Genomic DNA, 26,971 nt, shown 5'->3' with positions numbered 1-26,971 from the left:
CGAACCCGCGCTGTCACCGCGGACTGCAGCACATCATTGGCACGTGCCATTCACCGTCCTCCGGCTCAGTTCCGGGTGACTGGCCGCGCACCGGTCTCTCACTGCCTGGCACCCCGTTCCGATTGGGACCACGCGGCGCTCAGGCCGTTCCGACCTCTGCGGGTTTTACGGCAAAGAAGATGGCGTAGAGCGTGGGGACGACCACCAGGGTCAGGATCGTGGCGAAGCTCAAGCCGCATATGATGACGACGGCCAGGGACCTGAAGAAGGGATCCCAGAGAAGCGGCACCACCCCCAGAACGGTGGTCAGCACGCCAAGCGACACGGGCCGCACGCGGCTGACCGCGGCATCGACGACCGCGGACATGCGCGCCTTGCCCTGCGCGATCTGTGAATCCGTTTCGTCGATCAGCACGATGGCGTTCTTGATGAGCATCCCGGTCAGCGACAGAATGCCGAGGATGGCCATGAATTCGAGAGGCGTCCGGCTGAGGGCGAGGCCGTAGATCACCCCGATCAGCGCCAGCGGCACCGCGAGCCAGATGATGAGCGTCTGGCGCCACGCGTTGAACAGGAACAGCACCACGATGAACATGGCACCGAACCCGACGGGCATTGTCTTGGCGAGACCCGCATTGGCTTTCTGGCTGTTGCCGTATTCGCCCTTCCACTCGAGGCTGTACCCCGGCGGAAGGGCAATCGCCTCGATCTTCGGGCGCACGGCGTCGAAAAGGTCGCCCGACCGGATGCCGGGCGCATTGTCGGACTGCGCGGTGATCGCCAGTTGGCGGTCGATCCGGCGCAGGCGTCCCGCCTCGAAGACGACATCGAAGCGGTCCACCACCTGGCTGATCGGGATGTAGCCGCCCGTTGCCTGCGCGTAGACCTGGATGTCCCGCACCTCACCGACGTCGTCTCGTGCGGATGCCACCGGGCGCATCACGATATCGCGCAGCTCGTCGCGCTCGCGGTACTGGCCCAGGCGCGTCCCGATCAAGTGGCTGTAGGTCGCATTCGAAATCTCGGCCTGCGTCAGCCCGACACGGCGGGCGCTCTCGATGTCGATGATCGGCCGCAGAACCTTTACCTGCTCGCGCCAGTCGTCCTTGACCGCGATCGCGCCGGCCTCCGACATGATCGCCTTGGCCTGGTCTGAAAGCTCACGCAGGATGGCCGGTTCGGAGCCGAAGAAACGCGCTTCGATGCGCGAGCCACCGCCCGGGCCAAGCACGAATTTCCACACCTTGGACTTGGCGTTCGGGTAGGATTCATCGATATGCGCCTGAATTTCGCCGCGCAGCTTATCGATGACCCCATAATCTTTCACGTCCACCAGGATCTGGCCGTAGGACGGGTCGGCGTCCGCGGAATCGTAGATCAGCATGAATCTCTGGTGTCCGCTGCCCACCATGCTGTTGGTTCCCGTTACGCCGTCGAGGCCGCGCACGAAACCCGCGATCTCGCGCATGTCCGCCTCGGTGCGGGTGATGTCGGTCCCCTGCGGCAGGTAGTAGTCGATGACGAATTGCGGGCGGGTGGACGCCGGGAAGAACCCGGGCGGCACGAGGTTGAACATAGCGACCGCCGAAACGAAGAGCGCAACGATGCCCGCGACGGTCAGCCAGCGCACCCTGATGGCCTTGTCAAGGAGCGCGCGATAGCTCTTCAGCACAGCATTTTCCTTCGGCGCGTCGCCGGCTTTGCCAGGCTTGAGCAGCAGCGTGCAGAAATAGGGCGCCAACCAGATCGCCACCAGCCAGGAAAACAGCAGCGCGATGCCGATGGTCCAGAACAGCGAGCCGGCATATTCGCCGGTGTTGTCGGGTGAAAAACCTATGGGCGAGAAGGCCAGGATACCGACCACCGTTCCGCCCAGCAGCGGCCAGATCGTCTGCCGCACCACCGAGCGCGAGGCGGCGGCGACCTCTTCGCCGTGCTGCACGCGCACCAGCGTGCCTTCGACAACCACGATGGCATTGTCGACGAGCATCCCCAGCGCAATGATCAGGGCCCCCAGGGAAATGCGCTGCATGTCGAGCCCGAAGACATACATGCCAAAGAGCGTGCCCGCGACGGTGACAAGCAGAATGCCCCCCATCAGGATGCCGGATCGCACGCCCATGAAGACCAGCAGCGTGCCGACCACGATCGCCAGCGCCAGCCCGACGTTGACCACGAAGTCATCGACGGACTCCTTCACGCTCGCGCCCTGGTCCGAGATCGGCAGGACGTGGATGCCGATGGGGCGTTCACTTTCCAGCTCGGCAATGCGCGCCCGCACCGCATTGGCCATGTTCACCACGTTGCCGCCCCGGACGTTGGAAATGCCCATGCCGATGCCGGGTTGCCCGTCGCGGAACAGAAGCGTCTTCGCCGGCTCCTCCAGTCCACGCGTCACCGCGGCGATATCCCTGAGCCTGAAGGACGCGCCGGTCTCGGTGTTGGTGAGCATCAGGCTCTCGATGGCTTCGATGGAGTCCACCGCGCCTTCGGGCCGCAAGGCCAGACGCGTCGGACCGGCCAGGATGGAGCCACCGGGTGTCACCAGGTTCTGCCCCTCCAGCAGGCGCTGTATCTGCGCGGGTGCGAGGCCGAGCGCGGTCAGCCGCGCCGGCGCATACTCAACGTAGATGACCTCCTTGCGGACGCCATTCAGCGAGACCTTCGAGACCCCGTCGACCGTGACCAGCTTGCGCTGCAGCTCCTTGGCGTATTCGTAGAGATCGGAAAGAGAAAAACCTTCCCCGACGATTGCGTAATATTGAGCGTAGACATCGCCATAGTCATCGTAGACTTGGCTGGGGTAGGCATCGGGCGGCAGCTGCGACTGGGCGTCCGAGATCTTTGCCCGCATCTGCGCGAATTTCTGATCGAGCTCCCGATAATTCGGTGTCGAGGCGATGGTGAATTCCACCGTCACCGTGCTGAGCCCCGGCGAGGAGACCGACCGGACCTCGTCCACGCCGGGCAATTGTTGAAGCGCACCCTCGATGACCTCGGTCACCTCTTCGACCACTTCTTCGGCCGAAGCCCCGGGATAAGGCGTGATGATCTGCGCCTGCCGGATCACGAACTCCGGATCCTCGAACCGAGGCAGCGCGGTATAGGCGAAGTAACCGGCGAAGAGGATCAGCAGTGTGGCCACGGCCGAGATCAGCCGCTTCCGAAGAGCAAAGGATGCCAAATCCATGGCCCTAGTTCCCAACTTGGGTGATCGGGCGGACCGTCATTCCCTCAACGACGTCGCCCACGCCCGCCGACACCACGCGCTCGCCGCCCAAGAGCCCCTCGGTTACCACCACATCCCCGCCGCTGGCTGCCCCTAGGGTCACGGCCCGTCGCGAGACCTTGCCCGCGTCATCCACCAGCCAGACGAGCGGATCGCCGTTCGGCGCCGCGGCGACGGCAGTCAGCGGGATCGTTACCTCTTCGCGCGCTCCCCCGATTGTGGCGCGGATATTGGCCACCATGCCGGGCAGGATGAGCGCGTCTTCGGGCACCGAGACGGCGGCGCGTCCGCGGTAGGTCTGCGTCGCGCTGTCCGCCTGAACCGAAAATTCGACCAGCTCCGCGGGAAATTCCTGTCCCGGGAGGGCGTCGAACGTGGCGATACTTCCGCCCGCTCCATCGCGGCGCGCCGTCAAAATCTTCACATCGGGGCCGGGGATATCGAACGCGAGGTGAACGACGCCGAGATTCTGGAGCAGCACGATCGGCTGCCCCGCCTGCACATTGGCAAAGTTGTCGATGTCCCGCCGGGCGACGATCCCGTCGAAAGGCGCCCTGAGCGTTGCATCGTCGATCTTGTCTTGCGCGGTCTCGATCTGCACATTGATGCCCCGCAGCGTGGCCTCTGCCGCAGCGATTTCCTCGGGCCGCCCGCCAACCTCTCCGATCCGAAGCGACTCCTGCTGCGACTTCAAGCTGGCTTCGGCCACGCGCGCCTCGGCCTACGCCGCTTCCAGTTGGGCACGCGTTGCGACCCCGCGCTCTTGAAGCTCGCGGGTCCGGTTCAGCACGTTGTTTGCGGCATCGACCTGGGCCCGAGCGGAGTCCACTGCGGCCTCCAGCGCGGCGATCTCTTCGACCCGTGCCCCGGACTTCAACGCGTCGAGCTCGGCTTGCGCCTGCGCCTTCTGGCTCTGCAACTGGCTCAGCTGGCTATCGAAATCCCGAGTCTGGATCTGGGCAATCGTATCCCCCTCGAAAACCTGCGACATCGCGCGCACCGGAAGCGCGATCACCTGCCCGGAAACTCTGAAGGACAATTCGACCTCCCGTGACGGCAGGACGAGCGCGGGATAGGACAGCGACACTTCCGCCGCTGTTTCCTGTGCCACGGTGACCTTCGCGGGGCGTGCATGGCTCTCCTGCGCCATGGCTCCGTCGGAAATTCCCGCGCCAATCGTGGCAAAGACTGCAAAGAGCAAAACGGTCTTCATCAAAATGGAGTCTCCTCATGAGGCACCGAACCCAGATGATGATGGCAACCATCGACCCGGCGCGTTCACTCAAAAGAGGACCAATTTCCGAAACCGATAGTACAGGAAAGTCTCGGGGCTCGTCATTCTGTTTCGACGGCACCCACGCACGTGGCGCCCTCAGCCTCGGTCAAGCGTCGCTTCCGTCTCGGTCCCTCCCGCGCCCCCGGCCTTAGAGGTTGGACTGCGCGAGCTCGGATTTTTCCGGCGGACAAGCATCGAAGGACCGCTTCTGCGGTCCGCAGCTGAGCTTCGTTTGGCGCGGCAGCGGGTCTTTCGCTATGATGCGATTGCGTCGAACGAATAATCAACAGCAGGAAGGGCCGCACCACTGCCGCCCCATGCTCTCGGGGCGAAGGGAAAGTTAGGGCTGACTGCAGACCCACAGGATGCGCGTCACCACAGTTTATGGCGCGAACAGACAACGGGTTGGCGCATTGGTCCAGCCCAGGAGATCCCTCGGAACGCATGAAATCTCTTGCAAAGTCATTGCGGCGGCCAGCCCCTGTGCATGCGGCGGGGCCAGCCTACCTCGTGTCTCCAGCATGTACGGAAATCCCTGGGTAGGAGAACGGTTTGAACTTGTCCGGCTCGAAAGATGACACCCCGTTGCACAGGCGCGCTCTTGTCATTGGCGCTTCAGGGGGCATCGGAGCTGCGCTTTGCGCAGCACTTGCCGAGCGTGGAGCCGAGGTCACCGGTCTTTCCTGATCCGTTGACGGCATCGATTTTGCCGACCCTGCCTCCGTGACCGCTCGACTGGAGGCACTGTCTGGTCCATTCGAGATGATCCTCGTCGCGAGCGGAGTGCTGGCGCCGGAAGAGGCCAGGCCAGAGAAATCCCTGGCCGAGATCGACGCCTCCAGGATGGCCGAGGTCATGGCGGCGAACGCCATCGGACCGGCACTCGTCCTCAGGCACGCTCCCCGGCTTCTGCCCCGGAATGGTCGGTCGGTTGTCGGGGTCCTGACCGCTCGGGTCGGCTCCATCGGCGACAACCGCCTGGGCGGCTGGTACAGCTACCGCGCCTCGAAGGCTGCCGCCAACCAGATCGTCCACACCGCCGCGATCGAGATTGCCCGCACCCATCCCGGTGCCGTCGTCGTTGCCCTTCATCCCGGCACCGTCGCCACGGAATTCACCCGCGACTACCCGGCCCATCGCAAGGTCACGCCCACCCAGGCCGCAGGCAATCTTCTCGGCGTGCTGGCCGGCCTCGAGCCGCGGCAAACCGGACAGTTCTTCGACTGGGCCGGCAACCCGGTACCTTGGTGAAGACCCGTGGGTGTCGTTGCAGCTCCGGCTCACGCGCGCCTGCTTGCCAGAACCGGGAGGACCCGCCCCCCCCCCCCCGAGCCCATTGCGGAAGTGTCAAATTCTTGCTGCGCGCGCTCGGAGAAGGCTCTCTGTTGCGGTGCGGCAGATTTTCATGCCGCATCGAAGCAACGGATCCTGTCGTTCATGCGCCGCGCAGCGAACTCCTTCGGAGTAGCGACCACAGTGCGGACAAACAGGACACTCTTGTGTGGCTCACGGGATCGCACTGGACTACGCACGGTACCGTCTGGCGCGTGCATTACGCGGAGTTCAGACCACAGGTTCGGCGAGATTGCGCCAATGCCGTGTGATCGTCGCTTATCTCGGCTCTCAGTCGATCAAGCCTCACGCGAGCGTGCTATCAATGGCTGGACAATAGAATTCATTTTTTCAGGTTCGAGGAGGTGCGACGTGCACCAGCGCGTATTGTCCCTCGCTTCGGTGCTGGCCCTATAGGCCATGCCGCTCGCGGCGCAGGAGGTGGGCAATGCTTTTAGTCTGACGGTTCAGACCGAACCCTATCTCGAACCTCATATTCCGCGGCCCGAGCAGGAAGCGGAAGCAGCCGAGAAGCTCGCGGCGCTCGCGGAGAAGACCGGTGGGACGCCGAACATCCTGCTGCTGCTCGTAGATGACATGGGCCGGGGCGATCCCGGCTCCTATGGCGGCGGCATTGCGGTGGGCGCGCCAACGGCCGAAATGGACCTTCCGGTGCGCTCGGCGTGCCGCAGGTGCCAACCGACTGGCGCATTCCGCGCACGCTGCTGCTGATGGCCGTGGCGGCGGGGGTGTTCTTCCCACTGGTCGGCCTGCCTATGGTCGAGTCGAACTCTGCAGCACTGGAGCGGCGCTCACGTTCGGTCCGTGAGGGAGGCTCGTTCTGCCGGCAACCGGGCCCTGTTGATTGAACTGCAACCGCGAAGCCTCCGAAAACACCGCGCGGCCCCGCTCAGAAGAAGGAAACCCTCGGGCCAGTCGGACCGCAGTCGATCACCGCCTCGACCCCGAAAATCTCGCGGATCAGGCCCGCCGTCAGCACCTCTGCAGGTCGTCCCTGCGCGACCAAGCGCCCCGCGCTCATCACGGCGACCTCCTCGCAGAATGCCATCGCCTGGTTCAGATCGTGCAGTGCGACGACGACCCGCGTGCCCAGTTCGGGCAGCAGGCGCATCAGGTCAAGCTGATGCCGGATGTCGAGATGGTTGGTCGGCTCGTCCATGAGCAGCTCGCGCGGCTGCTGTGCCAGCGCCCTGGCGATCTGGATGCGCTGGCGCTCTCCGCCGGACAGCGTGGCCCAGGACTGCTCCGCGTTGCGCGTCATGCCGGTTCGCTCCAACGCATCCAGCACGATCTCTTCGTCGCGCGCGCTCCAGGGGCCCAACGCGCCTCGGTGTGGCAGCCTGCCAAGGGCGACAACGTCGCGCGCGGTCAGCCCGACATCGGTCGTCGCGTGCTGCTCTACCAGCGCAAGCCGCCGCGCGATCTCGGAACGACGTATCTTCTCGATTGGCCGCTGGTCGACGAGGACCGCGCCGCCGCTGCCGCGGCGGACCCCGGCCAGCAGGCGCAGCAGGCTCGATTTGCCCGAGCCGTTAGGCCCCACCAGGCCGAGGACACCTTGGTCGGGCACGCGCAGGGTCACGGCCTTGACGATTGTCGCGCCACCTGAAGACCAAGAGATATTTTCGCTCCGAAGGCTCACTGTCGTCCCCGCGAACGCCACAGCAGGACGGCAAAGGCCGGGGCGCCGAAGAGCGCCGTGATCACCCCGATCGGCAAGACCTGTCCCGGCAGCACGAGGCGCGACAGCACGTCAGCCAACACCATGAAGGCCGCGCCCGCAAGGGCCGAGCCGAGGATGAGCCGCCCGTGCGCCGGACCAACGAAGAAGCGGGTCGCATGCGGGATGACCAGCCCGACGAAGCCCACGGCCCCGACGATGCTGACAACGCAGGCAGTGAGCAGCGCGGTAAGTCCCAGAAGCTCGACGCGCACACGCGCGACATCAACCCCGAGCGAGGCCGCCGCATCCTCGCCGAAGGCGAAGGCATCGAGCGCCCGCGCCCGGTAGAGGCAGACAGACAGCCCCACGAGCAACACGGGCAGGGCCAGGCCGGCATCTGGCCAGCGCACACCGCCAAGGCTGCCAAGCAGCCAGAACATGATGCCACGGGTCTGCTCGGCGCTGGCCGAGGAGGTGACGATGAAGGAGGTGGCGGCATTGAACAGCTGCGAGCCGGCGATGCCGGCAAGGATGACCCTCTCGGCACCGCGGCCCGCGCCGAAAGACAGCACCGCCACAAAGCCGAAGGCGAGGAGCGCCCCCGCCATGGCCCCTGCCGAAACCGTGACGGCCCCGGCACCGAGCGCGAGTACGATGACCAGCACCGCGCCGGTCGAAGCGCCGGCCGAAATCCCCAGCAGGTAGGGTTCGGCGAGCGGGTTGCGCAGCAGCGCCTGCAGCACCACGCCGCAGATCGCCAGGGAGGCTCCGGCGCACATGGCGACCACCGCCCGGCTCAGCCGGTAGTGCCAGACGATCCCGTCGCGGATCGGATCGACCGCAAGGTCGAGCCCGAAGAGTCGGTTGGCCAGCGTAGACAGGGCCTCGCGCGGGGTCACGCTGATCTCGCCGAAGAGAACCGCGCAGCAGGTCGCGAGGGTGAGGGCGACGCCACCGGCAAGCACGAAGGACCCCAGCCCCGTCAGAGGGCCGGAGCGGGTCCGGCGCGAAACGCTCACCGCGTAAGACCGATGTCTTTCAGGCCCGTCGAAAGGACCTCGACCCCGTCGACGGCCCGAAGCGTCGGGTTCATCGAATGCGCGGGCATCTCGATCAGATGTCCCGCACGCACTGCGCGCAGCTGGCTGGCAACCGGATCGCTTTCCAGAAACGCGCGTTTCGCCGCCACGTCGTCGCCGGGGAGGTTGCGCCGCTCCATGGTGCCAAGCACGATCACATCCGGATCGAGCTCTGAAATCGTCTCCCAGCCAACCAGCGGCCATTCCTCGTCCGAGGTGATCACGTTGCGCACCCCCAGAGCTTCGGAAATCCATGCCGGCGCCCCGAACCGCCCGGCCACATAGGCTTCGCCGGCGATCTCGGGCGACGAGAACCAGTAGAGCACCGAGACGTCCCTTGCCTGCAGCGCTGCCGCACCCGCCGTGGCCGCCTCGATCCGGGCGGCATTGGCAGCAACCAGGTCAGCCCCCCGCGCCGGCACGCCGAAGATCTGGGCCAGTTCGGTGATCTCGCGGTTCAGCAGATCGTCGCTCCAGGCCTGCGCGCGGACGCCGTCGCCGCTGCCGGCACTGAAGTCGCTCTTGGCGCATTCCGCAGGCGAGACATAGGTGCTGATGCCGAAATCGTCGAACTGCGCGAAGGTGCCAACCCGGGCCTGATCCGGGGCGATGTCGTTGATCCACTGCGCCGCGACGAAATCGGGGCGGGTCTTCAGCACGGCCTCGAAACCGGGCGAGTTGTCGGCGATGCGCGGCACGGCTTGCCCCGCGTAGGCCAGCGGCGCTGGCAGCGGCGCGAGCCAGATGGCGGTCCCGACGATATGCTCGGCGAGGCCGAGCGAGAGCAAAATCTCCGTCGTGCCTTGGCCGATCGAGACCACGCGCTCGGGCGGCTTGGCATAGGTCGTCACACGGTCGCAGTTGGGGATCTGCAACGGGTAGTCGGTCGATTCTGCAAATGTCGTTTCAGGAATGGGCAGCAAGGCGCAGCACAGCAGCGCAAGGCCGCGGAGGCGGCCCGAGGTTGTAAGAAACATCCGTATCCTTTCCCGGACACCCCGTCCGGTCGGTTGCGCAGGTGACGCCCCCGCGGGATCGCGGGGCCGGAACGGCAGGTCTCCTGACTTGCGGCCATGGTCCCGAAACCGCCTTCCCGCGCCATTTGGCCCAGTGGCTTCGCCCGGTAAGGGCGGGTGGCTCGGAACGGACGCTTACAGTTGCGGGGGCAGTCCCGGAGTCCGCGGCCCAAGGCCGCGTCACCGGGTTCCCTTTTCATCCCGGATGGGAACCGTTCGCGGCGAACCTCGGGGCGGCGCCGTGCTTTGTCAAGTTGCCATGCTCCCATCGGCCCGGCGTATCGGGGTCGCCCTGCATCCCGGCCGGGCAGTGAAGCGAAAGCCCCCGGTCGGCGGTCTTTGCCACCAGCGCCGGATCGTGGCTGACCAGCATGATGGCGCAGCCGTCGCGTTCGGCGGTGTCCACAAGCAGGCCGATGACCTCTGCCTGGGTGATCGGATCAAGACGCGAGGTCGGCTCATCGGCAAAGATGAAGGCCGGGCGCACCAGCAGCAGGCGCAGGATCGCCAGTCGCTGCAACTCCCCGCCCGAAACCTCGCTCGGCTTGCGACCCAGCAGCACCGGGGCAAGGCCGAGGCGCTCCATGTGGTGCTCGATCTGCCGCGGGTCCTGCCCATGCAGCCGCGCCACATCGCTCAGCGTGCGCTGAAGGCTCTGGTGCCGCGGAAAGGCCGCGACGGGATCCTGATACAGCTTCTGGTAGGCGCTCGCCCGCGATGCCGTGCGGGTGACGCGCCCGGCGGAGGGGCGGTGCAGCCCGAGCAGCACATCCCCCAGCGTCGATTTCCCACAGCCCGAGGGCCCGGTGATCCCGAAGATCTGCCCCGCGGCGATATCCAGCGACACATCACGGAAAAGCTCTCGGTCGCCGCGAGTCGCGGCGAGCCCCGCGGTTCGCACCACGCTGCTGCCCGCGGGCGCGGGCGCGCGCTTTTGCCATGTCTCGGGGTCTGCCGCGATCAGCCGGGCGGTGTAGTCGGAGGTTGGCGCGGCAAGGACATCGGCGGTGGGGCCGGACTCGACCACGCGGCCCTTGCGCAATACGACGATCTGACCGCCGACCCGCCGCGCCAGCGCAAGATCGTGGGTAATGACGATCAGCCCGCCGCCGCTGCCCACCTCCGCCATCAGCATCTCGGCCACATCGTCGCGGCGCGCGGCATCAAGCCCCTTGGTCGGCTCATCGGCGATGACGATCTGCGCACCCCCGGCCCGCGCCGCGGCGATGGCGACACGCTGCGCCATGCCGCCGGAGAGTTCATGTGGCAGTTTTGCTCCGGCACCCTGAAGCCCCAGCGCTGCCAGATCGTCACCGGCGCGGGTGCGAGCCTCGGCGGGGCTCAGGCCGCGCACCAGTTGATGCGCCTCGGCGACCTGCCGCGCGGCGGGCATTAACGGGTCCAGCGACAGCCACGGCTCCTGCGGCAGCACCGCGATCTGCCGCCCCCAGAGGCCGCGGAACTCGCGCGGCCGCGCGGCGCTGATCCGTCGCCCACCGATGTCGACCTCGCCCCGCGCCGAGAGGCTCTCGGGCAGCGTGCCCATGATTGCCTGCGCAAACAGGCTCTTGCCCGAGCCGGTCTCGCCGAGGATCACCAGCGGCACCCCCGGCTCCAGCGTGATCGACAGCGGCTCGACAAGCTGCGTGCCGCCGTCGTGGATGCAGATGTCCTTTGCGCTCAGAAGGGTCATGTCTCGCGGCTCCCGGCCAGAAGGGTGAGGCCCAGCAGCAGGCCGAAGGTGGCACTCACCGGCGCGAGCAGCGCATGCGGCGCCTCCTGCCAGTATGGCATGAGCTCGACCATCATCAGGCCAAGCTCGGGCGTCGGCGCGCGCATGCCGACGCTGACAAAGCCGAGCGCGGCGATGCCCATGATGGCCGTCGCCATGCCGAAGGCCCCCGCCGTCAGCATCATCGGGGCGATCTCCGGCCAGAGGTGGCGGCGGAAGACGTAGACCGGACCGAAGCCCAGAAGCCGGGTCGCCTGCACCGCCGGAGAGGCCAGCGTGTCGCGCACCGCGGCGCGGGTGAGGCGGAAGAACTCGACCCAGAGCACCAGCGACAGGCCCAGCCAGAAGCCGGTGGCGGTCGAGGGCATGATCGCCAGCACGATGAGCACCAGCAACAGGCCGGGCAGCGCCAGCAGCGCATCGGCGAGCGTGGTCAGCACGCGGTCGGTCCAGCCGCCCCGCGCCGCGGCGAGCGTGCCCAGCGTCAGGCCCAAGGCCCCGGCGGTGGCAACCGCCGCCAGAGCGATCAGCGGCGAGAGCCGCAGCGCATGGGCCAGACGGTGATAGATCGATCGGCCCAGATGGTCATAGCCCAAGGGCGCGCCCGCCTCGGGGCCGGCCAATGCCTTGAGCAGGGATTGAGCGAAGGGATCGCCCGGCACCAGCACCGGGCCGAGGATGGCGAAGGCCAGCGCCAGCGCCACCAGCGCGGCGCCAAGGCTGCGCGCCCAGGCAAAGCCCGTGCGAGCTGCGGGACGATGCGCGATGCTCGTCATGCCAGCCCCCTCGGGTCGAGTGTGCGGGTCACGGCATCGACACCGGCGTTCACCAGCACGAAGCCCAGCCCCAGCACCAGGGCGGTGGCCTGCACCATCGGCACGTCGCGGGCAAAGATCGCATGCACCAGCGCGTGGCCGATGCCGGGCCAGCCGAAGACCGACTCGACAATGACCACGCCCTCGACCAGCGTGACAAATTGCAGCCCAAGGTAGGTCACCAGCGGCACCGCGACGTTGCGCAGCCCGTGGCGCAACAGCACCTGGCGGCGCGACAGCCCCTTCCACTCGGCAAAGCGCCAGAACGGCATGGCAGCGATGCGCGCCATGGCATCGCGGGCGATCCGCGCGTTCACCGCGGCAAGGCCAAGCGCGAGGGTGACGGTCGGCAGGATGAAATGCCGCGCCGCGCCATGTCCAGCGGCGGGCAGAAGGCCGAGCCCGACCGACAGCAGCAGGATCAGCACCAGCGCCAGCAGGAACTGCGGCACCGCCCGCAGCCCCGTCGAGAGCACCAGCAGCCCCCGGTCGAGCAGGCCGCCGGGCCGCAGCCCGGCGAGGATGCCGAGCGGCGGGCCGATCAGCAGCGACAGCGCCAGCGCCGCAACGGCAAGCTGCAGCGAGGCGCCAAGCTGGTGGACCACCTCGTCCATCACCGGCGCGCCCGAGACCAGCGAGTTGCCGAAGTCCAGCCGGGCCAGATCGCCAAGCCAGCGCAGCAGCGCCGGAAGCGCCGGCCCGTCGAGCGCCAGCTCCTCGCGCACCGCATCGGCGGCGGCGGCGTCGACATTGTCATATCCGTAGCGGTGCGACGCGATGCGCCAGGCCATGTCGCCGGGCAACGCGCGCATCATGGCGAATGTGGCGGTGCCGATCAGCACCGCAACGAGTCCCGCCTGGATGATCCGCGAGACCAGAGACTTCATTCGGTCCGCTCCAGATCCTGCAGGCCAAAGCTGCGCTCGTAGGGATCGATGGTGACGCCGCGAAGATCGGTCGCTGCCGCAAGCGTCTGCTGGTACCACGCGATCGGGATCACCGGCAGCTCGCCTTGCAGGATCTCGGCGGCATGGGTGCGGTCCGCGTCATCGCCGTCGCCGCGCGCGATGCCCGAGACCAGCTCCACGAACTCCGGGTTGTCCCAATTCATCGCGCCCCAATCGCCGCTCGGCGCGAAGTCGGACATGACCGTGCCGATGGGATCGGGGATCAGCGAGAAGTTCCGCGCGATCAGGCCCAGATCGAGCGAACCGTCCTGATGCCCTGCGGGGATCTCCGAGGAGTTGGTGGAATTGATCGTCAGCGCGACGCCGATCTGCCGGAACTGCTGTTCGAGCACCGCTGAGACCAGCGGCAGCTCGGGACGGTCGGGATAGGTGGTCAGCGTCAGGGCAAAACGCGCGCCGTTCTTGGCCAGAATACCATCGGATCCGGCGCGCCACCCCAGCCCCTCGAGCAGCGCCTTGGCGGCCTCGGGATCGTAGCCCAAGGGTTCTACGCTGTCGCTGTGCCAGGCCGAGACCGACGGCGGGAAGAGCTGGTCGGCGCCCTCGGGATAGCGCAGCACGGCCTTGGCGATGCCGTCGCGGTCGATGGCGAGGCTCAGCGCCCTGCGCGCCTCGGGCGTGTTCAGGAAGGGGTGACCTGCGTTGACCTTCAGCAGCAGCGTGCGCGGGATCGCAACCGAATGCACCTCGACCGCGTCCGACATCCCCAGGCGCGCCACCGAGGCGGGATCGAGGCCGAACACGAAATTCGCATCGCCCGACTGCGCCATCAGAGCGCGCGTCTCGACCCGGCTGACCGCATCATAGGCAACCTCGGCGATACGCGGCTGCGCCCCCCAGTAGCCTTCGAAGGCACTGGCATCGAGCGACAGCGGCGGCGTAAGATTTGTCACACGGTAGGGGCCGGTGCCGATGACGGCGATCCCCTGTCCGTCGGCGTCATAGGCGGCGGGCGCCATGATCTGCGAACGGAACTCGGCGAGATAGGCGGGAAGCGCCGCGCTCGGCTCGGTCAGCGTGATCACCAGCGCGCCGTCTTCGGCCGTCATGCCCGAAATCGGCAGCGAGGCCAGCGGGCCGGGCTTGGCGCGGGCAATGGTCAGCGCGTTGAGCACCGCCTCGGCATCCATCGGGCTGCCATCGTGGAAGCTCACGCCGGGGCGCAACGTGAAGCTCCAGTTCAGCCCGCCCTCGGACACCTGCCAGCCGGTGGCGAGCCCCGGCACCAGATTGCCCTCTGCGTCCGCATCGACGAGGGTTTCGGTGATCCCCATGCGGGTGAAGATGTAGCCGCTGGTCGAGGGCTCTGCGCCCTTGATCTCGAACTGTGCCGCCACGGTCAGCGGGCGGCCCGGCTCTGCGGCGGCAAGCGCCGGAACCGAGAGCATCAGAGCTGCAGCGAGCGCAGGAATTTTTGTCATCGGAGGGAGACCTTTGTGCAATAGAACCTCGGCCCGAAGGCGTCGTCAGGCCATTACGTTATATCATAACACACCGCAAGCATGTGATCGCCGCATCAGGAGAGATTGCTCCGTGCCCGCATTCTCCGGGAGCTTTGCCGAGCGGTCGATCAGCCATCAGAGGGCTGCGTCTGCGCCGACTCTGCCCCCGCGCCGCGCGCCTGAGCCACGTAGATGGCCACCGCCAGAAGGTCGGGCGCGAATCTCAGCCTTGGGCCAAGTTTCTCAATTCAGAACCCATCCTTGATCTTCAGGTGGCTGTGCATGTGCGGTTCGCTTATGCCGTGCTGGTGGATTTGCTGGACATCTTCCAGCGGCACCAGGGACAGATGGCCGTGACGAATTCCCCGTTCGGCGAAGAGACCATGCGCATAATCCTCCACATCTTCCACCCGGCCGCGCATCACGGTCACCTCCATGGCATTCGTGTGGTCGAGCGGCACCGACAAGGCCGCGATGGCCTGGTCGTGACGGGAGTGGCGGGTTTGGGGGACGCGGCGCCCCAGATCCCGGGTCGCGAGGTCCAGAGCATAGCTGACAATCCCGATGCAATCCGCCTCCTGGGGAGCGTTGCGTGTCAGGGCACGGCGCATCAGGTCCCGGATCGCCTCCGACCTGTTGGTGGCGCCAGACCGTTCCATGTGCCGGTCCAGCTCGGCCAGTAGGTCGTCTTCTATTGCGATCGTGATCCGTTGCATGGCGCTCTCCGTGCTGATGCACCAAGCATCCGCGCTAAGAAACCGAGGCGCAAGCGGGCTGGCACTTTACACTGCCGAGAGCCAGAGTATGAAATATCGCAAAGTTTTTCATACTCAAAGGCGCCATGATCCGTCCACTGAAACTCCTCGCACTCGCAGCGTCGCTTCTGATGCCTGCGCCCTCCGAAGCGCGGCCTCTTGTGCTGGCGATCGGCGGCGAGCCCGACGGCGGCTTCGATCCGATCATGGGTTGGGGCCACTATGGCAACCCGCTCTTTCAGTCGACCCTGCTGCGCTACGATGCCGAGCTCACTCTGGTTGGGGACCTCGCGACCGACTGGACCCTGTCGGAAGATGGGCGTGTCTGGCGGCTGCGCCTCCGCGGCGACGCCAGGTTCTCGGACGGAACGCCGCTGACGGCCGAGGATGTCGCATTTACCTACAACACGGCCAGAGCGGCCGGTGGGCTGGCCGACCTGACCGTTCTGAAGGAAGCCCGCGCCCTTGATGAATTGACAGTCGAGCTGGAACTGACCGAACCGCGGATCACCTTCGTCTCGCGCCTTGCCACGCTCGGCGTCGTGCCGGCTGCGACTTATGGTGAAGGCTATGCCCGGCAGCCTGTGGGCTCCGGGCCTTTCCAGATGGTCGAATGGCGCGAGGGCGAGCAGTTGCTGGTCGAACCGAACCCCTATTGGCATGGTGGCGAGATCGCCTTCGAGCGTGTCAGCTTTGTCTTCGGCTCGGAAGAGGCCGGGCAGGCGCTGGCACGGACGGGCGCAGCGGACGTCGTGGCCGTGCCGCCATCCATGGCGGATGCTGCCCCCTCGGGACTGGCCGTGCTTCATGTCGAGACGGTCGACAACCGGGGGCTGGCTTTCCCGATGCTGCCCGACACTGGCGCCACGACCGATGCGGGCACGCCAATCGGAAACGATGTGACGGCGGACAGGGCCATTCGTGTCGCGGTGAACCAGGCCCTCGACCGCGAGGCGCTGGTGGCGCTGGCCTTGAACGGTCACGGTCGCCCTGCCATGGGTCCCGCTGACGGCCTGCCTTGGGACAACCCCGAGGCCGCGATCCCCGGAAATGACCCGACCGCCGCGATGGCCACGCTGGAGGCGGCGGGATGGCGCGATACCGACGGGGACGACATCCGCGAGAAGGCCGGTCTGCGCGCCGCGTTCCGGGTGCTTTACCCCGCCAGCGACAGCACGCGCCAGGCGCTGGCTCTGGGCGCGTCGGAACAGTTGCGCGGCATCGGCATCGACGCCCAGCCGACGGGCAGCAGCTGGGATGAGATCGGGGCGCTGATGCATTCGCAGGTCGTCGTGCTCGGCTGGGGCGCGCATGACCCCTCCGAGCTTTTCTACCTGCACCATGGCGACTATGCCGGTGTCGACTATTACAACACCGGTCACTATGCGAACCCGGCTGTCGATGCGCGCCTCGAGGCTGCCGAGGCCGCGAGCAGCTTTGGCGCATCTCTTGGCGAGTGGAAGGCAGCGGCCTGGGACGGCGAGACGGGTTTCGGACCCAAGGGCGATGCAACATGGGCCTGGATGGTCAACCTCGAACATTCCTACTGGGTCTCTGATTGCCTGGACCTGGGGCCGCTTCAGATCCACCCCCATGGCCACGGTTTTCCCATCACCCACGATCTGCCGTCCTGGCGCTGGACCTGCGAGTGAGGGCATGGCTGCCGAACCTGCTGGCCGGACGCCTGGTCCGGCTGACCTGGCTGCTGCCGCTGGCGGCAGTCGGGCTGTTCACGCTGATCTCGCTTGCCCCGATTGACCCGGTGCAAGCCTATGTCGGCGGCCGCAGCTCGCAGATCGGCCCGGAGCAGCGCGACGCCATCGCCGCCGCCTGGGGTCTGGACCAACCGGCAGCCAAACGATTTGCCAGCTGGCTCGGTCAGCTGACAAAGGGTGACTTGGGGCAATCCATCACCTTCAACGCGCCCGTGATGCAGGTCATCGCCACGCGCCTGCCTGCCTCGCTGGCGCTGGTCGGGCTGGCCTTTGTGCTGTCCTTCGTGCTGGGCACTCTGTTGGGCCTGACGGCGGCTGCGATGCGCGGGCGCTGGCCCGACCGGGTGATCCGCACGCTTGCCGTTGCCTTGGCGGCAAGCCCGGGATTCTGGGTGGCAATCCTGCTGGTCGCCGTTTTTGCCGTCGGGCTGGGTTGGCTGCCCGCCTGCTGCGCGACGCCTCCCGGTCAACTGGCCACCGAGGTCACTCTGGCGGATCGCTGGCGTCACATGGTCCTGCCGGTCGTCACCCTATCGGTCGTGGGCATTGCGCCGCTGGTGCTGCACACCCGGCAAAGCTTGATCGCCTTCCTCAAAAGCCCCGCCGCGCACCACCTTGCGACCCATGGGGCCACGCCCCTGCGCATGGCTCTTGGACCCGGCCTGCGCCACGCGGCCGGGGTCGCGCTGACCCTGCACCTCGCCGGAGCGGGAGAGATCTTCGGCGGCTCGGTTCTGGCCGAGGCCGTCTTCGCCTGGCCAGGCCTGGGGCAGGCCACCGTGCGCGCGGCGACGGGGGCAGACGCGCCGCTTCTGATGGGGATCGGGCTGGCGACGCTGCTGTTTGTCTTCGCGGGCAACCTACTGGCCGACATCGCCGCCCGTCTGGCCGACCCGCGACTGAGGCGTCCCGCATGAGCAACTCGGCCGAGCGCACCCTGGTCGTGCCCACGGGCCGACGGCGTCCGGAGCGCCGGGCGCAACGACAGGGTCTCGTCGCGCTGGTGCTGCTGGGCACGGTGCTGCTGGGGGCGGCGCTGCTGCCCGATGGTGCCCTGTCGGTCGACGCGGCCGCACGTGCGCTGCCACCACAGCGGACGCATCTGATGGGCACCGACCTGCTGGGTCGCGACATCGCCGCCCGCACCCTGGCAGCCCTTGCGCAAAGCGTGCAGGTCGGGCTTCTGGCGGCGGGCGCATCGACCCTCGTGGCGATGGTGCTGGGGCTGGCGGCGACCTTCGGGCGCGTCACCGATCACGCGGTCGGGGTGCTGACGGAACTGGCGCTCGGACTGCCGCACTTCGTGCTGCTGATCATGGTTGCCTTTGCCACGGGCGGTGGCACGACAGGTGTGATCGTCGCAGTGGCGCTGACCCACTGGCCGCGCCTCGCGCGCGTCCTGCGACACGAGGCACAGACGATCGCCGCGTCGGAGTACGTGGCAACCTCGCGCGCGCTGGGACGGTCGCGGAGCTGGGTCGCCCGGCATCACCTCGTGCCGCACCTCGTGCCGCAAATCGTCGCCGGTTTCATCTTGATCTTCCCCCATGCGATCCTGCACGAGGCAGGGCTCAGCTTCATCGGCCTCGGGATCGAACCGCACCTGCCGTCGATCGGGGTGATGCTGTCCGAAAGCCTGCGAGAGATCATGGCGGGCCACTGGTGGGTTGCCGCCGCGCCCGGCCTTGGTCTGATGCTGGTCGCCCTGGCCTTTGAACGGTTCGGCGAGGCATTGCGCCAGCTGTCGGATCCGGCGGGAGGCATGGCATGACCCTGAGGATCGAAGACCTGACTGTGACCTTTCCGACCGGCCCGGTTCTGGAGGGCGTATCCCTGTCGCTGGATCGCGGCGAGGTCGTCGGGCTGACCGGCACCTCCGGCGCGGGCAAGAGCCTCGTCGCCGAGGCTCTGGTCGGAGCATTGCCGCCGAACGCCATCCGGACAGGCCACATCACCATTGCAGGCAATCCAGTCCGCCCCCGGACGATCGCACTGGCCCCGCAGCGGCTGGATGCGCTGGATCCGCTGGCGCGGGTCGGCCGCCAGATCCAGCGGTTCGCCCGCCTTGCAGAGCGATCCGCCGACGTGACTGGCGCGCTGGCCAGTGTCGGCTTGCCGCCGGACACGGCCCGGTTCTACCCGCACGAGCTGTCGGGCGGCATGGCGCGCCGCGTGCTTCTGGCCACGGCACTGGCCACAGGCGCGGACTGGATCATCGCCGACGAACCGACGGTCGGGCTGGACGAGGCCGCCGCGGCCCGCGTCCTGTCGCTGCTGGCCGATCTGGCTGCTGCCGGGCGAGGGGTAATGGTGATTTCGCACGACCTGATCGGTCTGGTGAGGATCGCGTCACGTATCGTCATCCTGCGAGAGGGCAGGCAGGTCGAAACGGCGCCGAAAGCCGCATTTGCCGGGACCGGAAGCCCTCTGCGCAAAGCCTTTTCCCGAGCGCTGTGGGATGCGCAACTTGCGCCGGATGCTCAATGCTGACCGCCCGCGACCTGTGCCATGCCTTCGGCAATCGGCAGATCCTGACCGGCGTTGACCTTAAGCTCTCCCCGGGCGAGGTGATGGGCGTTGGCGGAGCATCGGGTTCCGGCAAGACGACCCTTTGCCGGATCCTTGCGGGCCGGTTGGTGCCAGGTCACGGCGAGGTTCTGCTCGACGGAGCAAGGCTCGAAACGGCAAGGCCGGGGCTTCCGGCCCCGGTGCACTACGCCCCCCAATCCCCCGAGCTGGCGGTCGATCCCCGCTGGCCCGTGCGCAGGGTCCTGGAAAACGGCATGATCCCGGACCCCGAGGTGCTTGCGGCGCTCGGCATACGCGACGCGTGGCTAAACCGACGGCCGACGCAACTTTCGGGGGGTGAGCTGGCGAGGGTTTCCCTCGCGCGCCTGTTCCACCCGCGTCTACGGGTTCTGATCTGTGACGAAATCACCAGCCAATTGGATGCGATCGAGCAGGATCTGCTTCTGAGGGCCCTGCTCGATCTGACCCGCCAGCGACGGATATCAGTGCTCCTTGTGTCTCACAGCAATGGCTTGAGGTCTCGTTTCTGTGGCACAAGCTTGGTGCTCGACAGTCACGGCCACAGATAGGCCTGCCAACAGCGACCGTTCGTGCGTGACGCAGCGAAAGGGGGAGCTTCACCCTTCCTCCCGGACAGTGTCGCAGTCGCAGCACGAACTGAGCAGCTGCGGCAAACGCGCGGTTTGTCCGCTTTGGCAGCTTCTCCGTCCATCTCGAGATTACGGTCGGATCGCCAAGTGGGCACATACAAAGCTGGCGTGTGTTGCAATGTCGGCGCGCGGCAGCTCCGTGGTTTTGTATCCGAGCGCGGTGTACGTCTCCCGCATGACGGCGCAGGTCGCTTCGGCCTCGGCGTGGGTCTGCGTGCGTTCGGTGTCCTTTGTGAAGATCTCGTCCCAGTAGGGCGCAAGGAAGACGCGGGCGTTGTAGCGGGCTGCCTTGGCTGCTGCGGCGACATGGGGCGGCACGGGGAGGCCGCAGAGGGTCAGGTAGCCCAAGATATCAGGGATGCCGCGGTCGAAGATCACGGGGCCTGGTAGCGCCTGCGCTGTGCTGTAGGCGCGCAGGTCCCGCTCCAGCACCCTTTCGGCATAGACCATGCGGTCCGCCCAGGGGAGGGCGTCTCCGCCGCGCGCCATCTCCTCGCGAATGATCGCTCGGCTGGATTCGGGGATCGTGTGGAAGCCGCGACGGGCAAGCTCGGTTATGAGGCTGGTCTTGCCCGCACCGGGGCCGCCCGTCACGACGAAGAAATGGTCGCTCATGGGCCATCCTCGGGTTTGACTGGGAAGGGGTCGCGCAGCGATCGACACGCCCGAAGGCGCGGATCAAGGCAGCATGGATTTTCACAGAGAAAACAGAACCCGTCTGCGCGGCAGAGGCAAATCCTCTGACGAAAAAAGCAGACCTATCTGGTGCTTTTCAATGGAGGATTGGTGGAGCCTAGGGGGATCGAACCCCTGACCTCTTGCATGCCATGCAAGCGCTCTCCCAGCTGAGCTAAGGCCCCAATCGCGGTGCTCTTTGCCTTGTCCGTCGTGCTCTTCAGAGCGTTTCGGCTTCGGTCCGGAGCGGTGTCCGCTGCGCCGTCTCCGGCGCTGTGCGGCGTGATCTATGGGATGCTGCGGGCGGGTTCAAGCGAAAAAATGACCGCCCGCAGAAAAAACTTCAAAGCTTACTCGTCGTCATCGCCGGGAACGTCGGTGATCTCGTCGAGCGAGACGTTGTCATCCTCGTCATCGTCGAGAACATCATCGTCATCGAGTTCGACCTCGACATCATCTTCCAGCAGATCGACGTCTTCCGACTCCTCTTTCTGGGCACGGCGCGGGGCGCCATCCGGCTGGTCCGCCGACAGCATGGTGCGCTTGCCGGTATCGAGAGTCAGCACCTCGCCGGTGTACGGCGAGACGATCGGATCCTTGTTCAGGTCGTAGAAACGTTTCCCGGTGGTCGGGCAGATGCGCTTCGTGCCCCATTCTTCTTTGGGCATGGGTGGTCCCCTTCAGCTGGCTTGTACGGTCGACAATCTGAAGCCTCTGCCATAACACAAGGGGAGTGTCAAAACTTTTGGCCCAAGCAGTCCAGAGGCGCAGAAAATGGGGCAGATTACCCTTCCGGGCAACCCGCCGATCTCGGTCACCCTGCGCCGCTCCGCGCAGGCGCGGCGGCTGTCGCTGCGACTCTCGCAGCTCGACGGTCGGGTGACGCTGACGCTGCCGCGTCGCCTGCCCGAGGCCGAGGCCATCGGCTTCCTGCGCGAGAAGGAGGGCTGGCTGCGCGGCCACCTCGAAAGCCGGGGTGCCGACGTGGCAGTGGGCCTTGGCGCGCGGCTGCCCTTCGAGGGGCGGGCGCATGAGATCCGTCCGGCGCAGGGGCGCAGCGTGAGACGCGTCGACGGCGCGCTCGAGGTGCCCGGCGCGGCACAGCAGGTTCCCGCGCGGCTCGTGGGCTGGCTGCGGGCCGAGGCGCGCGACCGGCTGGCCGCCGCCTCCGACCGCCACGCCGCCGCGCTCGGGCTGCCCTACAGCCGGCTGACGCTGCGCGACACGCGCTCGCGCTGGGGGTCGTGCACCGCCGAGGGTGGGCTGATGTATTCCTGGCGGCTGGTCATGGCGCCGCCCGAGGTGCTCGATTACGTCGCGGCGCATGAGGTGGCGCATCTGGCGCAGATGAACCACTCGCCGGCGTTCTGGGCGGTGGTCGAGCGGCTCTACGGCGACTGGCGCCCGGCGCGCCGCTGGCTGCAGGTCGAGGGCGCTTCGCTGCATCGCTATCGTTTCGGCGATTGACGCCGCCCGCGCCGCGTCGGAGATTGCGCGCATCATGATCCAGCCCCAGCCCCGCACCTCCGATATCGTCCTTTCCGCCCATGAACGCGTCTACCGCGGGCTGCGCCAGCGCATCATGCTGGGGCAGATCGCGCCGGGCGAGTCGCTGACACTGCGCGGCATCGGTCGCGAGTTCGATGTCTCGATGACCCCCGCGCGCGAGGCGATCAACCGGCTGGTTGCCGAGGGGGCGCTGTCCATGTCCTCTTCGGGCCGGGTCTCGACGCCGGAGCTGTCCAACGAGCGGATCGAGGAGCTGGCGGCGCTGCGCGCGCTGATCGAGGTCGAGCTGGCCTCGCGCGCGCTGCCGCGGGCCCACATGGCGCTGATCGACCGGCTGCAGACGATCAACGGCACCATCTCCGAGATGATCCAGGCGCGCGACGCGGTGGGCTACATCCGCACCAATCTTGAGTTTCACCGCACGCTCTACCTACGGGCGCAGGCGCCGGCGATGCTGGCGATGACCGAGACCGTCTGGCTGCAGCTCGGGCCGACCATGCGCAAGCTCTACGGCCGGTTGCGCCGCACCGAGGCGCCGCAGTATCACCGGCTGATGATCGCCGCGCTCAAGGCCGGCGACGAGCCGGGGCTGCGGCTGGCGGTGCGCTCTGACGTCACCCAGGGGCTGCGGATGCTCGCCACCTGACACGGGCTGCCGGGGAACCCTGGCGGGGGGAGGGGCATTGAGGGGATATCCCTCAGCCAGCCCCGGAGCCCGCCATGACCCTCGCCGACTCTCTTTCGCTCAAGCCCGACTCGCGCCGCGCCCGCCGGCTGGAGGATGTGAACCCCGAGGATTTCGCCTGGTCGATTCCGATCATGCGCGCCGGTTACGCCGGGCGCGGGCTGGTTTACCTCGTGGTGGCGGGTGTCTCGCTCTGGTCGATGCTGCGGGGTGGGCAGGCAGAGGGCACCTCGGAGGCCATGCAGAGCCTGCAGGGCGGCTGGGGCACGGCGGTGATCGTGCTCATCGCGCTCGGCATGTTCGCCTATGCGCTCTGGCGGCTGGTCGACTGTATCTGGGACCTCGAGGCCTACGGCCGCGATGCCAAGGGGCTCGTCGCCCGCGCCGGGATGCTGGTGACCGGGGCGGCGCATCTCGGCATCGGGGGGCTGGCGCTGACGCTGCTCATCGGCCGGAGCGGCGGCAGCAGCGGACGGCAGATGCTGGATACGGTGCTGCAGAACCCGGGCGGTCAGCTCGCCGTGGGCGTGGCCGGGCTGCTGACCATCGGGGCAGGGGTGTACTACCTGCACAAGGCGATGACCGAGGAGTATCGCAACCACCTGCGCGCCAACAGCGTCACCACCCATATGAACGGCGCGCTGAAGGCAGGGCTGGCCGCGCAGGGCGTGGTGATCGGCATCATCGGCATGCTGATTTGCTACGCGGCGCTGCAGGCCAACGCCTCCGAGGCCGGCGGGCTGGGATCGGCCTTCGACTGGCTGCAGGGGCAGGTCTATGGCCGGGTGCTCGTGGGGCTGCTCTGCCTCGGCCTGCTGGGCTTCTCGCTCTTCTGCTTCGTCAATGCGGGCTACCGGATCATTCCCAAGGCGGCGGACCGCGGGATCGAGTCGCTGGGCGCGCGGCTGCGCGCGGCAGCGGAGAATGCGACGGGATAAGGGCGGATACGCCTGCGACGTCGGGGCCGCTGCGAGGCGGCCCCACGGCGCGTCATCCATCGCGTGAAGAAGTCGGGAAAAACATTCCCGGATGGGCATTTGACAGGGGAGGAGAGCGCATCTCATGAGGGCGGCCCCTCATGACCATTCAAGACATTCTGGAAAAGCGTCTTGTTGAGCCCCTGAAATATGTGTCAGGAATAGGGGCTTCGAAATTGTTGAGAAATAATTAAGGCGGAAATTCAGCGGGTTTGACCGTGGTTCAGCGGCGTTTATTCCGAAAGAGGCTGCGGTAGCAAATAATTGTCAGCTGACAATCATGCAAAGCTGGAAGCCTCTTTATTGCCGTATTGTCTTGGGTTCGGGTCGCGGCGCGGTGCATCCTGAAACTCAGTTCTGGGCTCTATCTATGAAGAATAACAGGGATTTCCGCCTTGCCTGTGCCATGCGCAGGAAAACAGCACGGTTCGGAATTGGCGGCTTGTGCCGCCCACCCAAGGCTGCAGCGGTCCGCAAAGCCTCTCGCAAGCCGGATTTGCGCCGTCGCTGCACACGAAATTCCATTGCACTGCCAATTCGATGCGCCGCGGGCTTCATCCATCGCCGTCAAAGCAAAATGCCCCGCCCTGCGGAAGAGAGGCAGGCCGGGGCATTTAAAATCGGTTGTCGTTTGGCCCGCCCGTTGCCGGGCGCGGCCTGGGATCAGGCCGCGAGACCCTTGGAGCCCATCGACAGGAACTTCTGCCGGCGCGCCTTGATCAGCTCCGCCGGTTTCATGCCGTCCATCTCCTCGAGCAGGGCGGCGATGTTGTTGCCCACCGCCGAGATGGCATCCGCAGGCGCCCGGTGGGCGCCGCCGAGCGGCTCGGGGATCACCTTGTCGGCGACGCCCAGCTTCAGCAGGTCCTGCGCCGTGAGACGCAGCGCCTCGGCGGCTTCGCGCATCTTCTCGGCGTCCTTCCAAAGGATCGAGGCACAGCCCTCGGGCGAGATCACCGAATAGACCGAATGCTCGAGCATCGCCACGCGGTTGGCGGTGGCAAAGGCCACGGCGCCGCCGGAGCCGCCCTCGCCGATGATCACGGTCACCAGCGGCACGCCGATCTGCAGGCATTTCTCGGTCGAGCGGGCGATCGCCTCGGACTGGCCGCGCTCTTCCGCGCCCTTGCCCGGGTAGGCCCCGGGGGTGTCAACGAGGGTGATCACCGGCAGGCCGAACTTGTCGGCCATCTCCATCAGGCGGATCGCCTTGCGGTAGCCCTCGGGGCGGGCCATGCCGAAGTTGCGCTCGATGCGCGATTGGGTGTCATTGCCCTTTTCATGGCCGATCACGACCACGGGTTTGTCGTTGAACCGGGCAAGCCCGCCCATCACCGCGTGGTCGTCGGCAAAGCCGCGGTCGCCGGCGAGCGGCGTGTACTCGGTGAACAGGGCGTCGATGTAGTCTTTGCAATGGGGACGGTCAGGATGCCGCGCCACCTGGCACTTCCGCCAGGGGGTCAGCTTCTTGTAAAGATCCTTGAGCAGATCGTCGGCCTTGCGATCGAGCGCGGCCGCCTCGTCCTCCACATGCATCTCTTCGTTCTTCCGCGCCATGGCGCGCAGTTCTTCCGCCTTGCCTTCGATCTCGGCGAGGGGTTTTTCAAAGTCGAGATAATGCGTCATGCTCGGGCACTCTTGTTGGTCGCGGCCTATATGGCCTCGAAGGCGCGCGGATGCAACAAAGCAAGCTCGATTGCCACATCTGCGGGCCCTTGGCGGCGGGTGCGGCTCAGCCCAGAAGCACCGGCAGCATCGAGGCAATCAGCAACGCGGCCATGCTCCAGTTGAAGAGCCGCAAGCGCGCGGGGCTCTTCAGCACCCGGCGCAGGCTGCCGCCGAGCACCGTCCAGGTGGTGGTCGAGATCGCGCCCATGGCGACATAGGTGCCCGCCACCAAGAGTACGGCGGGCAGGTCGCGGCTGACCGCGTAGAGGGTGATCGCCCCCAGCGCCATCGACCAGGCCTTGGGGTTCACCCATTGGAAGGCCGCGGCCTGCAAGAAGCCCATCGGCCGCGCCCCCGCCTGCGCCTCGCCCGGGGCGGCGGCATGGGCGATCTTCCACGCCAGCCAGAGCATGTAGAGCACCGACAGCACCGTGAGCGCGCTGCGCACGAGCGGAAAGGCCTCGAAGACCTGCATTGCGCCGAGCCCCACCAGCAGCACCATCGCCGGGAACCCGAGCGCCACGCCGAGCATGTGCGGCACTGTCCGCGCGAGGCCGAAGTTGGCGCCCGAGGCGAGCAGCATGAGATTGTTCGGCCCCGGCGAGATCACCGTGACGAAGGCGAAGCCCGCCAGCGCGAAGAGAAGGTCCTGTGTCATGGCGCAAGACTTACGCGTTTCAGATGGAGAAAGATTGCAATCAACGGCGTATTGCGGCTTTTATCGCAATTTATGAGCGACCGTGATTACATAGACGACCGGATATTGCGTGTCCTTGCGCGCGACGGGCGGATCAGCAACATCGCGCTGGCCGAGCGGGTGGGGCTTTCGGCCTCGGCCTGTCTGCGGCGCGTGGCGGCCCTGGAGAAGTCGGGGGTGATCCGCGGCTATCGCGCCGTGCTCAGCCCCGAGAAGACCGGCATCGGCTTTGTCGCCTATGTCACCGTCGGGCTCGGGGTGCACACCAAGGAATCGCAGCTTGCCTTCGAGCGGGTGATCACCCGCGCCCCCGAAGTGAAGGAATGCCACAATATTACCGGGAACGTGGAATATCTTCTGCGCATCGAGGTGACCGATCTGGCCGCCTACAAGGAGTTCCACACGGAGGTGCTCGGCACCTTGCCGCAGGTAAGCGCCATAACCTCCTATGTGGTGATGGGATCGCCAAAGGACGACAGAGCCTGAGCGCGCCCGAATCGGACGGCACCGGTTCCCTTCGGGGCGCCGGACGAAAACG

The 26,971-nt window shown here is 66.8% G+C and carries 25 protein-coding genes, 1 tRNA gene, 1 pseudogene and 1 riboswitch; of the genes and pseudogenes, 11 read left to right on the top strand and 16 right to left on the bottom strand.

From position 1 onward, the window contains the following. Positions 1 to 139 precede the first annotated feature (139 nt). Genes CEW88_RS13500 through CEW88_RS13490 form a run of 3 tightly spaced genes read right to left on the bottom strand, consistent with a single transcriptional unit; the run spans position 140 to position 4,442 of the window. Positions 140 to 3,190 carry an efflux RND transporter permease subunit gene (locus tag CEW88_RS13500; RefSeq protein WP_108967984.1) on the bottom strand — a complete coding sequence of 1,017 codons (3,051 nt, stop codon included), beginning with the start codon at positions 3,188 to 3,190 and terminating at the stop codon, positions 140 to 142. 4 nt (positions 3,191 to 3,194) lie between these two features. After that, entirely contained in the window at positions 3,195 to 3,938 is a 744-nt protein-coding gene (locus CEW88_RS13495; protein WP_108967982.1) for an efflux RND transporter periplasmic adaptor subunit, read from the bottom strand. Between the two features lie 12 nt (positions 3,939 to 3,950). Beyond that, positions 3,951 to 4,442 (bottom strand): biotin/lipoyl-binding protein, encoded by a 492-nt coding sequence (locus tag CEW88_RS13490; RefSeq protein ID WP_108967980.1) that lies wholly within the window; start codon positions 4,440 to 4,442, stop codon positions 3,951 to 3,953. 648 nt (positions 4,443 to 5,090) lie between these two features. On the opposite strand from CEW88_RS13490, the pseudogene CEW88_RS13485 reads away from it, so the two are divergent. Next, positions 5,091 to 5,756 (top strand): annotated as a pseudogene (locus tag CEW88_RS13485) (SDR family NAD(P)-dependent oxidoreductase). Positions 5,757 to 6,257: 501 nt separating this feature from the next. After that, on the top strand, positions 6,258 to 6,569 hold the full coding sequence (locus CEW88_RS24510) for a hypothetical protein (protein ID WP_159099610.1): 312 nt from the start codon (positions 6,258 to 6,260) through the stop codon (positions 6,567 to 6,569). Positions 6,570 to 6,747: 178 nt separating this feature from the next. Here the strand turns inward: CEW88_RS24510 and CEW88_RS13480 are convergent, their stop codons facing one another. The 8 genes from CEW88_RS13480 to nikR all read right to left on the bottom strand — a co-directional run bounded on the left by CEW88_RS13480 (position 6,748) and on the right by nikR (position 15,289). Beyond that, positions 6,748 to 7,440, bottom strand: a complete 693-nt coding sequence (locus tag CEW88_RS13480; RefSeq protein WP_438839480.1) for an ABC transporter ATP-binding protein — start codon at positions 7,438 to 7,440, stop codon at positions 6,748 to 6,750. 56 nt (positions 7,441 to 7,496) lie between these two features. After that, positions 7,497 to 8,507: a FecCD family ABC transporter permease gene (locus CEW88_RS13475; RefSeq protein ID WP_217626472.1), complete on the bottom strand. Its 1,011-nt coding sequence runs from the start codon at positions 8,505 to 8,507 to the stop codon at positions 7,497 to 7,499. A 29-nt stretch (positions 8,508 to 8,536) separates the two neighbouring features. Further along, positions 8,537 to 9,577: an ABC transporter substrate-binding protein gene (locus CEW88_RS24815; protein WP_159099609.1), complete on the bottom strand. Its 1,041-nt coding sequence runs from the start codon at positions 9,575 to 9,577 to the stop codon at positions 8,537 to 8,539. 56 nt (positions 9,578 to 9,633) lie between these two features. Continuing rightward, a riboswitch (cobalamin riboswitch) is annotated at positions 9,634 to 9,848 on the bottom strand. Continuing rightward, positions 9,813 to 11,309, bottom strand: a complete 1,497-nt coding sequence (locus CEW88_RS13470; protein ID WP_159099608.1) for an ABC transporter ATP-binding protein — start codon at positions 11,307 to 11,309, stop codon at positions 9,813 to 9,815. Its footprint overlaps the riboswitch before it by 36 nt. Next, positions 11,306 to 12,124 carry an ABC transporter permease gene (locus CEW88_RS13465; protein WP_108967975.1) on the bottom strand — a complete coding sequence of 273 codons (819 nt, stop codon included), beginning with the start codon at positions 12,122 to 12,124 and terminating at the stop codon, positions 11,306 to 11,308. Before CEW88_RS13465 ends, CEW88_RS13470 begins: the two co-directional genes overlap by 4 nt. Further along, complete coding sequence (locus CEW88_RS13460; protein WP_108967973.1) at positions 12,121 to 13,050, bottom strand: ABC transporter permease; 930 nt, start codon at positions 13,048 to 13,050, stop codon at positions 12,121 to 12,123. Before CEW88_RS13460 ends, CEW88_RS13465 begins: the two co-directional genes overlap by 4 nt. After that, positions 13,047 to 14,552: an ABC transporter substrate-binding protein gene (locus CEW88_RS13455; RefSeq protein WP_108967971.1), complete on the bottom strand. Its 1,506-nt coding sequence runs from the start codon at positions 14,550 to 14,552 to the stop codon at positions 13,047 to 13,049. Before CEW88_RS13455 ends, CEW88_RS13460 begins: the two co-directional genes overlap by 4 nt. A 269-nt stretch (positions 14,553 to 14,821) precedes the next feature. Next, positions 14,822 to 15,289, bottom strand: coding sequence for a nickel-responsive transcriptional regulator NikR (gene nikR / locus CEW88_RS13450; protein WP_108967970.1), 468 nt, complete (start codon positions 15,287 to 15,289; stop codon positions 14,822 to 14,824). Positions 15,290 to 15,414: 125 nt separating this feature from the next. Between nikR and CEW88_RS13445 the strand changes: the two genes are divergently transcribed. Genes CEW88_RS13445 through CEW88_RS13425 form a run of 5 tightly spaced genes read left to right on the top strand, consistent with a single transcriptional unit; the run spans position 15,415 to position 20,141 of the window. Continuing rightward, positions 15,415 to 16,980, top strand: a complete 1,566-nt coding sequence (locus tag CEW88_RS13445; protein WP_108967968.1) for an ABC transporter substrate-binding protein — start codon at positions 15,415 to 15,417, stop codon at positions 16,978 to 16,980. Further along, a complete protein-coding gene (locus CEW88_RS13440; RefSeq protein WP_254694500.1) occupies positions 16,977 to 17,960 on the top strand; it encodes an ABC transporter permease in 984 nt (327 codons plus the stop codon). Before CEW88_RS13445 ends, CEW88_RS13440 begins: the two co-directional genes overlap by 4 nt. Then, positions 17,957 to 18,814 (top strand): ABC transporter permease, encoded by an 858-nt coding sequence (locus CEW88_RS13435; protein WP_108967966.1) that lies wholly within the window; start codon positions 17,957 to 17,959, stop codon positions 18,812 to 18,814. The genes CEW88_RS13440 and CEW88_RS13435 overlap by 4 nt, the downstream gene beginning before the upstream one ends. Continuing rightward, positions 18,811 to 19,533 (top strand): ATP-binding cassette domain-containing protein, encoded by a 723-nt coding sequence (locus tag CEW88_RS13430; protein ID WP_108967964.1) that lies wholly within the window; start codon positions 18,811 to 18,813, stop codon positions 19,531 to 19,533. Before CEW88_RS13435 ends, CEW88_RS13430 begins: the two co-directional genes overlap by 4 nt. Next, positions 19,527 to 20,141 (top strand): ATP-binding cassette domain-containing protein, encoded by a 615-nt coding sequence (locus CEW88_RS13425; protein ID WP_108967962.1) that lies wholly within the window; start codon positions 19,527 to 19,529, stop codon positions 20,139 to 20,141. Before CEW88_RS13430 ends, CEW88_RS13425 begins: the two co-directional genes overlap by 7 nt. 150 nt (positions 20,142 to 20,291) lie before the next feature. Here the strand turns inward: CEW88_RS13425 and CEW88_RS13420 are convergent, their stop codons facing one another. The 3 genes from CEW88_RS13420 to CEW88_RS13410 all read right to left on the bottom strand — a co-directional run bounded on the left by CEW88_RS13420 (position 20,292) and on the right by CEW88_RS13410 (position 21,565). Continuing rightward, positions 20,292 to 20,837 carry an AAA family ATPase gene (locus tag CEW88_RS13420; protein WP_108967960.1) on the bottom strand — a complete coding sequence of 182 codons (546 nt, stop codon included), beginning with the start codon at positions 20,835 to 20,837 and terminating at the stop codon, positions 20,292 to 20,294. A 169-nt stretch (positions 20,838 to 21,006) separates the two neighbouring features. Then, a tRNA-Ala gene (locus CEW88_RS13415) sits at positions 21,007 to 21,082 on the bottom strand. Positions 21,083 to 21,247: 165 nt separating this feature from the next. Then, a complete protein-coding gene (locus tag CEW88_RS13410) occupies positions 21,248 to 21,565 on the bottom strand; it encodes a TIGR02300 family protein (RefSeq protein WP_108967958.1) in 318 nt (105 codons plus the stop codon). 106 nt (positions 21,566 to 21,671) lie between these two features. On the opposite strand from CEW88_RS13410, the gene CEW88_RS13405 reads away from it, so the two are divergent. From CEW88_RS13405 to CEW88_RS13395, 3 genes are all read left to right on the top strand, one after another. Beyond that, positions 21,672 to 22,364 carry a M48 family metallopeptidase gene (locus CEW88_RS13405; RefSeq protein ID WP_108967956.1) on the top strand — a complete coding sequence of 231 codons (693 nt, stop codon included), beginning with the start codon at positions 21,672 to 21,674 and terminating at the stop codon, positions 22,362 to 22,364. A 34-nt stretch (positions 22,365 to 22,398) separates the two neighbouring features. After that, positions 22,399 to 23,052, top strand: coding sequence for a GntR family transcriptional regulator (locus CEW88_RS13400; protein WP_092423177.1), 654 nt, complete (start codon positions 22,399 to 22,401; stop codon positions 23,050 to 23,052). Positions 23,053 to 23,126: 74 nt separating this feature from the next. After that, a complete protein-coding gene (locus CEW88_RS13395) occupies positions 23,127 to 24,029 on the top strand; it encodes a DUF1206 domain-containing protein (RefSeq protein WP_108967954.1) in 903 nt (300 codons plus the stop codon). A gap of 702 nt (positions 24,030 to 24,731) precedes the next feature. On the opposite strand, the gene CEW88_RS13390 is transcribed toward CEW88_RS13395, so the two are convergent. Continuing rightward, positions 24,732 to 25,694, bottom strand: coding sequence for an acetyl-CoA carboxylase carboxyltransferase subunit alpha (locus CEW88_RS13390; RefSeq protein ID WP_108967952.1), 963 nt, complete (start codon positions 25,692 to 25,694; stop codon positions 24,732 to 24,734). A 106-nt stretch (positions 25,695 to 25,800) separates the two neighbouring features. Continuing rightward, complete coding sequence (locus tag CEW88_RS13385) at positions 25,801 to 26,394, bottom strand: LysE family translocator (protein WP_108967950.1); 594 nt, start codon at positions 26,392 to 26,394, stop codon at positions 25,801 to 25,803. Positions 26,395 to 26,466: 72 nt separating this feature from the next. Between CEW88_RS13385 and CEW88_RS13380 the strand changes: the two genes are divergently transcribed. After that, positions 26,467 to 26,919, top strand: coding sequence for an Lrp/AsnC family transcriptional regulator (locus CEW88_RS13380; protein WP_108967948.1), 453 nt, complete (start codon positions 26,467 to 26,469; stop codon positions 26,917 to 26,919). The last annotated feature ends 52 nt before the right edge of the window (positions 26,920 to 26,971 follow it).

It is taken from the genome of Alloyangia pacifica (assembly GCF_003111685.1).
Taxonomy (GTDB): domain Bacteria; phylum Pseudomonadota; class Alphaproteobacteria; order Rhodobacterales; family Rhodobacteraceae; genus Salipiger; species Salipiger pacificus_A.
This window is presented reverse-complemented; position numbering and strand designations above follow the sequence as displayed.

What these genes read in the sequence shown, in the direction of transcription:
- CEW88_RS13500 (WP_108967984.1), bottom strand. Translation starts at nt 3,190, where the DNA reads ATGGATTTGGCATCCTTTGCTCTTCGGAAGCGGCTGATCTCGGCCGTG.
- CEW88_RS13490 (WP_108967980.1), bottom strand. Translation starts at nt 4,442, where the DNA reads ATGAAGACCGTTTTGCTCTTTGCAGTCTTTGCCACGATTGGCGCGGGA.
- CEW88_RS24510 (WP_159099610.1), top strand. Translation starts at nt 6,258, where the DNA reads ATGCCGCTCGCGGCGCAGGAGGTGGGCAATGCTTTTAGTCTGACGGTT.
- CEW88_RS24815 (WP_159099609.1), bottom strand. Translation starts at nt 9,577, where the DNA reads ATGTTTCTTACAACCTCGGGCCGCCTCCGCGGCCTTGCGCTGCTGTGC.
- CEW88_RS13470 (WP_159099608.1), bottom strand. Translation starts at nt 11,309, where the DNA reads ATGACCCTTCTGAGCGCAAAGGACATCTGCATCCACGACGGCGGCACG.
- CEW88_RS13465 (WP_108967975.1), bottom strand. Translation starts at nt 12,124, where the DNA reads ATGACGAGCATCGCGCATCGTCCCGCAGCTCGCACGGGCTTTGCCTGG.
- CEW88_RS13460 (WP_108967973.1), bottom strand. Translation starts at nt 13,050, where the DNA reads ATGAAGTCTCTGGTCTCGCGGATCATCCAGGCGGGACTCGTTGCGGTG.
- CEW88_RS13455 (WP_108967971.1), bottom strand. Translation starts at nt 14,552, where the DNA reads ATGACAAAAATTCCTGCGCTCGCTGCAGCTCTGATGCTCTCGGTTCCG.
- nikR (WP_108967970.1), bottom strand. Translation starts at nt 15,289, where the DNA reads ATGCAACGGATCACGATCGCAATAGAAGACGACCTACTGGCCGAGCTG.
- CEW88_RS13445 (WP_108967968.1), top strand. Translation starts at nt 15,415, where the DNA reads ATGATCCGTCCACTGAAACTCCTCGCACTCGCAGCGTCGCTTCTGATG.
- CEW88_RS13435 (WP_108967966.1), top strand. Translation starts at nt 17,957, where the DNA reads ATGAGCAACTCGGCCGAGCGCACCCTGGTCGTGCCCACGGGCCGACGG.
- CEW88_RS13430 (WP_108967964.1), top strand. Translation starts at nt 18,811, where the DNA reads ATGACCCTGAGGATCGAAGACCTGACTGTGACCTTTCCGACCGGCCCG.
- CEW88_RS13425 (WP_108967962.1), top strand. Translation starts at nt 19,527, where the DNA reads ATGCTGACCGCCCGCGACCTGTGCCATGCCTTCGGCAATCGGCAGATC.
- CEW88_RS13420 (WP_108967960.1), bottom strand. Translation starts at nt 20,837, where the DNA reads ATGAGCGACCATTTCTTCGTCGTGACGGGCGGCCCCGGTGCGGGCAAG.
- CEW88_RS13410 (WP_108967958.1), bottom strand. Translation starts at nt 21,565, where the DNA reads ATGCCCAAAGAAGAATGGGGCACGAAGCGCATCTGCCCGACCACCGGG.
- CEW88_RS13405 (WP_108967956.1), top strand. Translation starts at nt 21,672, where the DNA reads ATGGGGCAGATTACCCTTCCGGGCAACCCGCCGATCTCGGTCACCCTG.
- CEW88_RS13400 (WP_092423177.1), top strand. Translation starts at nt 22,399, where the DNA reads ATGATCCAGCCCCAGCCCCGCACCTCCGATATCGTCCTTTCCGCCCAT.
- CEW88_RS13395 (WP_108967954.1), top strand. Translation starts at nt 23,127, where the DNA reads ATGACCCTCGCCGACTCTCTTTCGCTCAAGCCCGACTCGCGCCGCGCC.
- CEW88_RS13390 (WP_108967952.1), bottom strand. Translation starts at nt 25,694, where the DNA reads ATGACGCATTATCTCGACTTTGAAAAACCCCTCGCCGAGATCGAAGGC.
- CEW88_RS13385 (WP_108967950.1), bottom strand. Translation starts at nt 26,394, where the DNA reads ATGACACAGGACCTTCTCTTCGCGCTGGCGGGCTTCGCCTTCGTCACG.
- CEW88_RS13380 (WP_108967948.1), top strand. Translation starts at nt 26,467, where the DNA reads ATGAGCGACCGTGATTACATAGACGACCGGATATTGCGTGTCCTTGCG.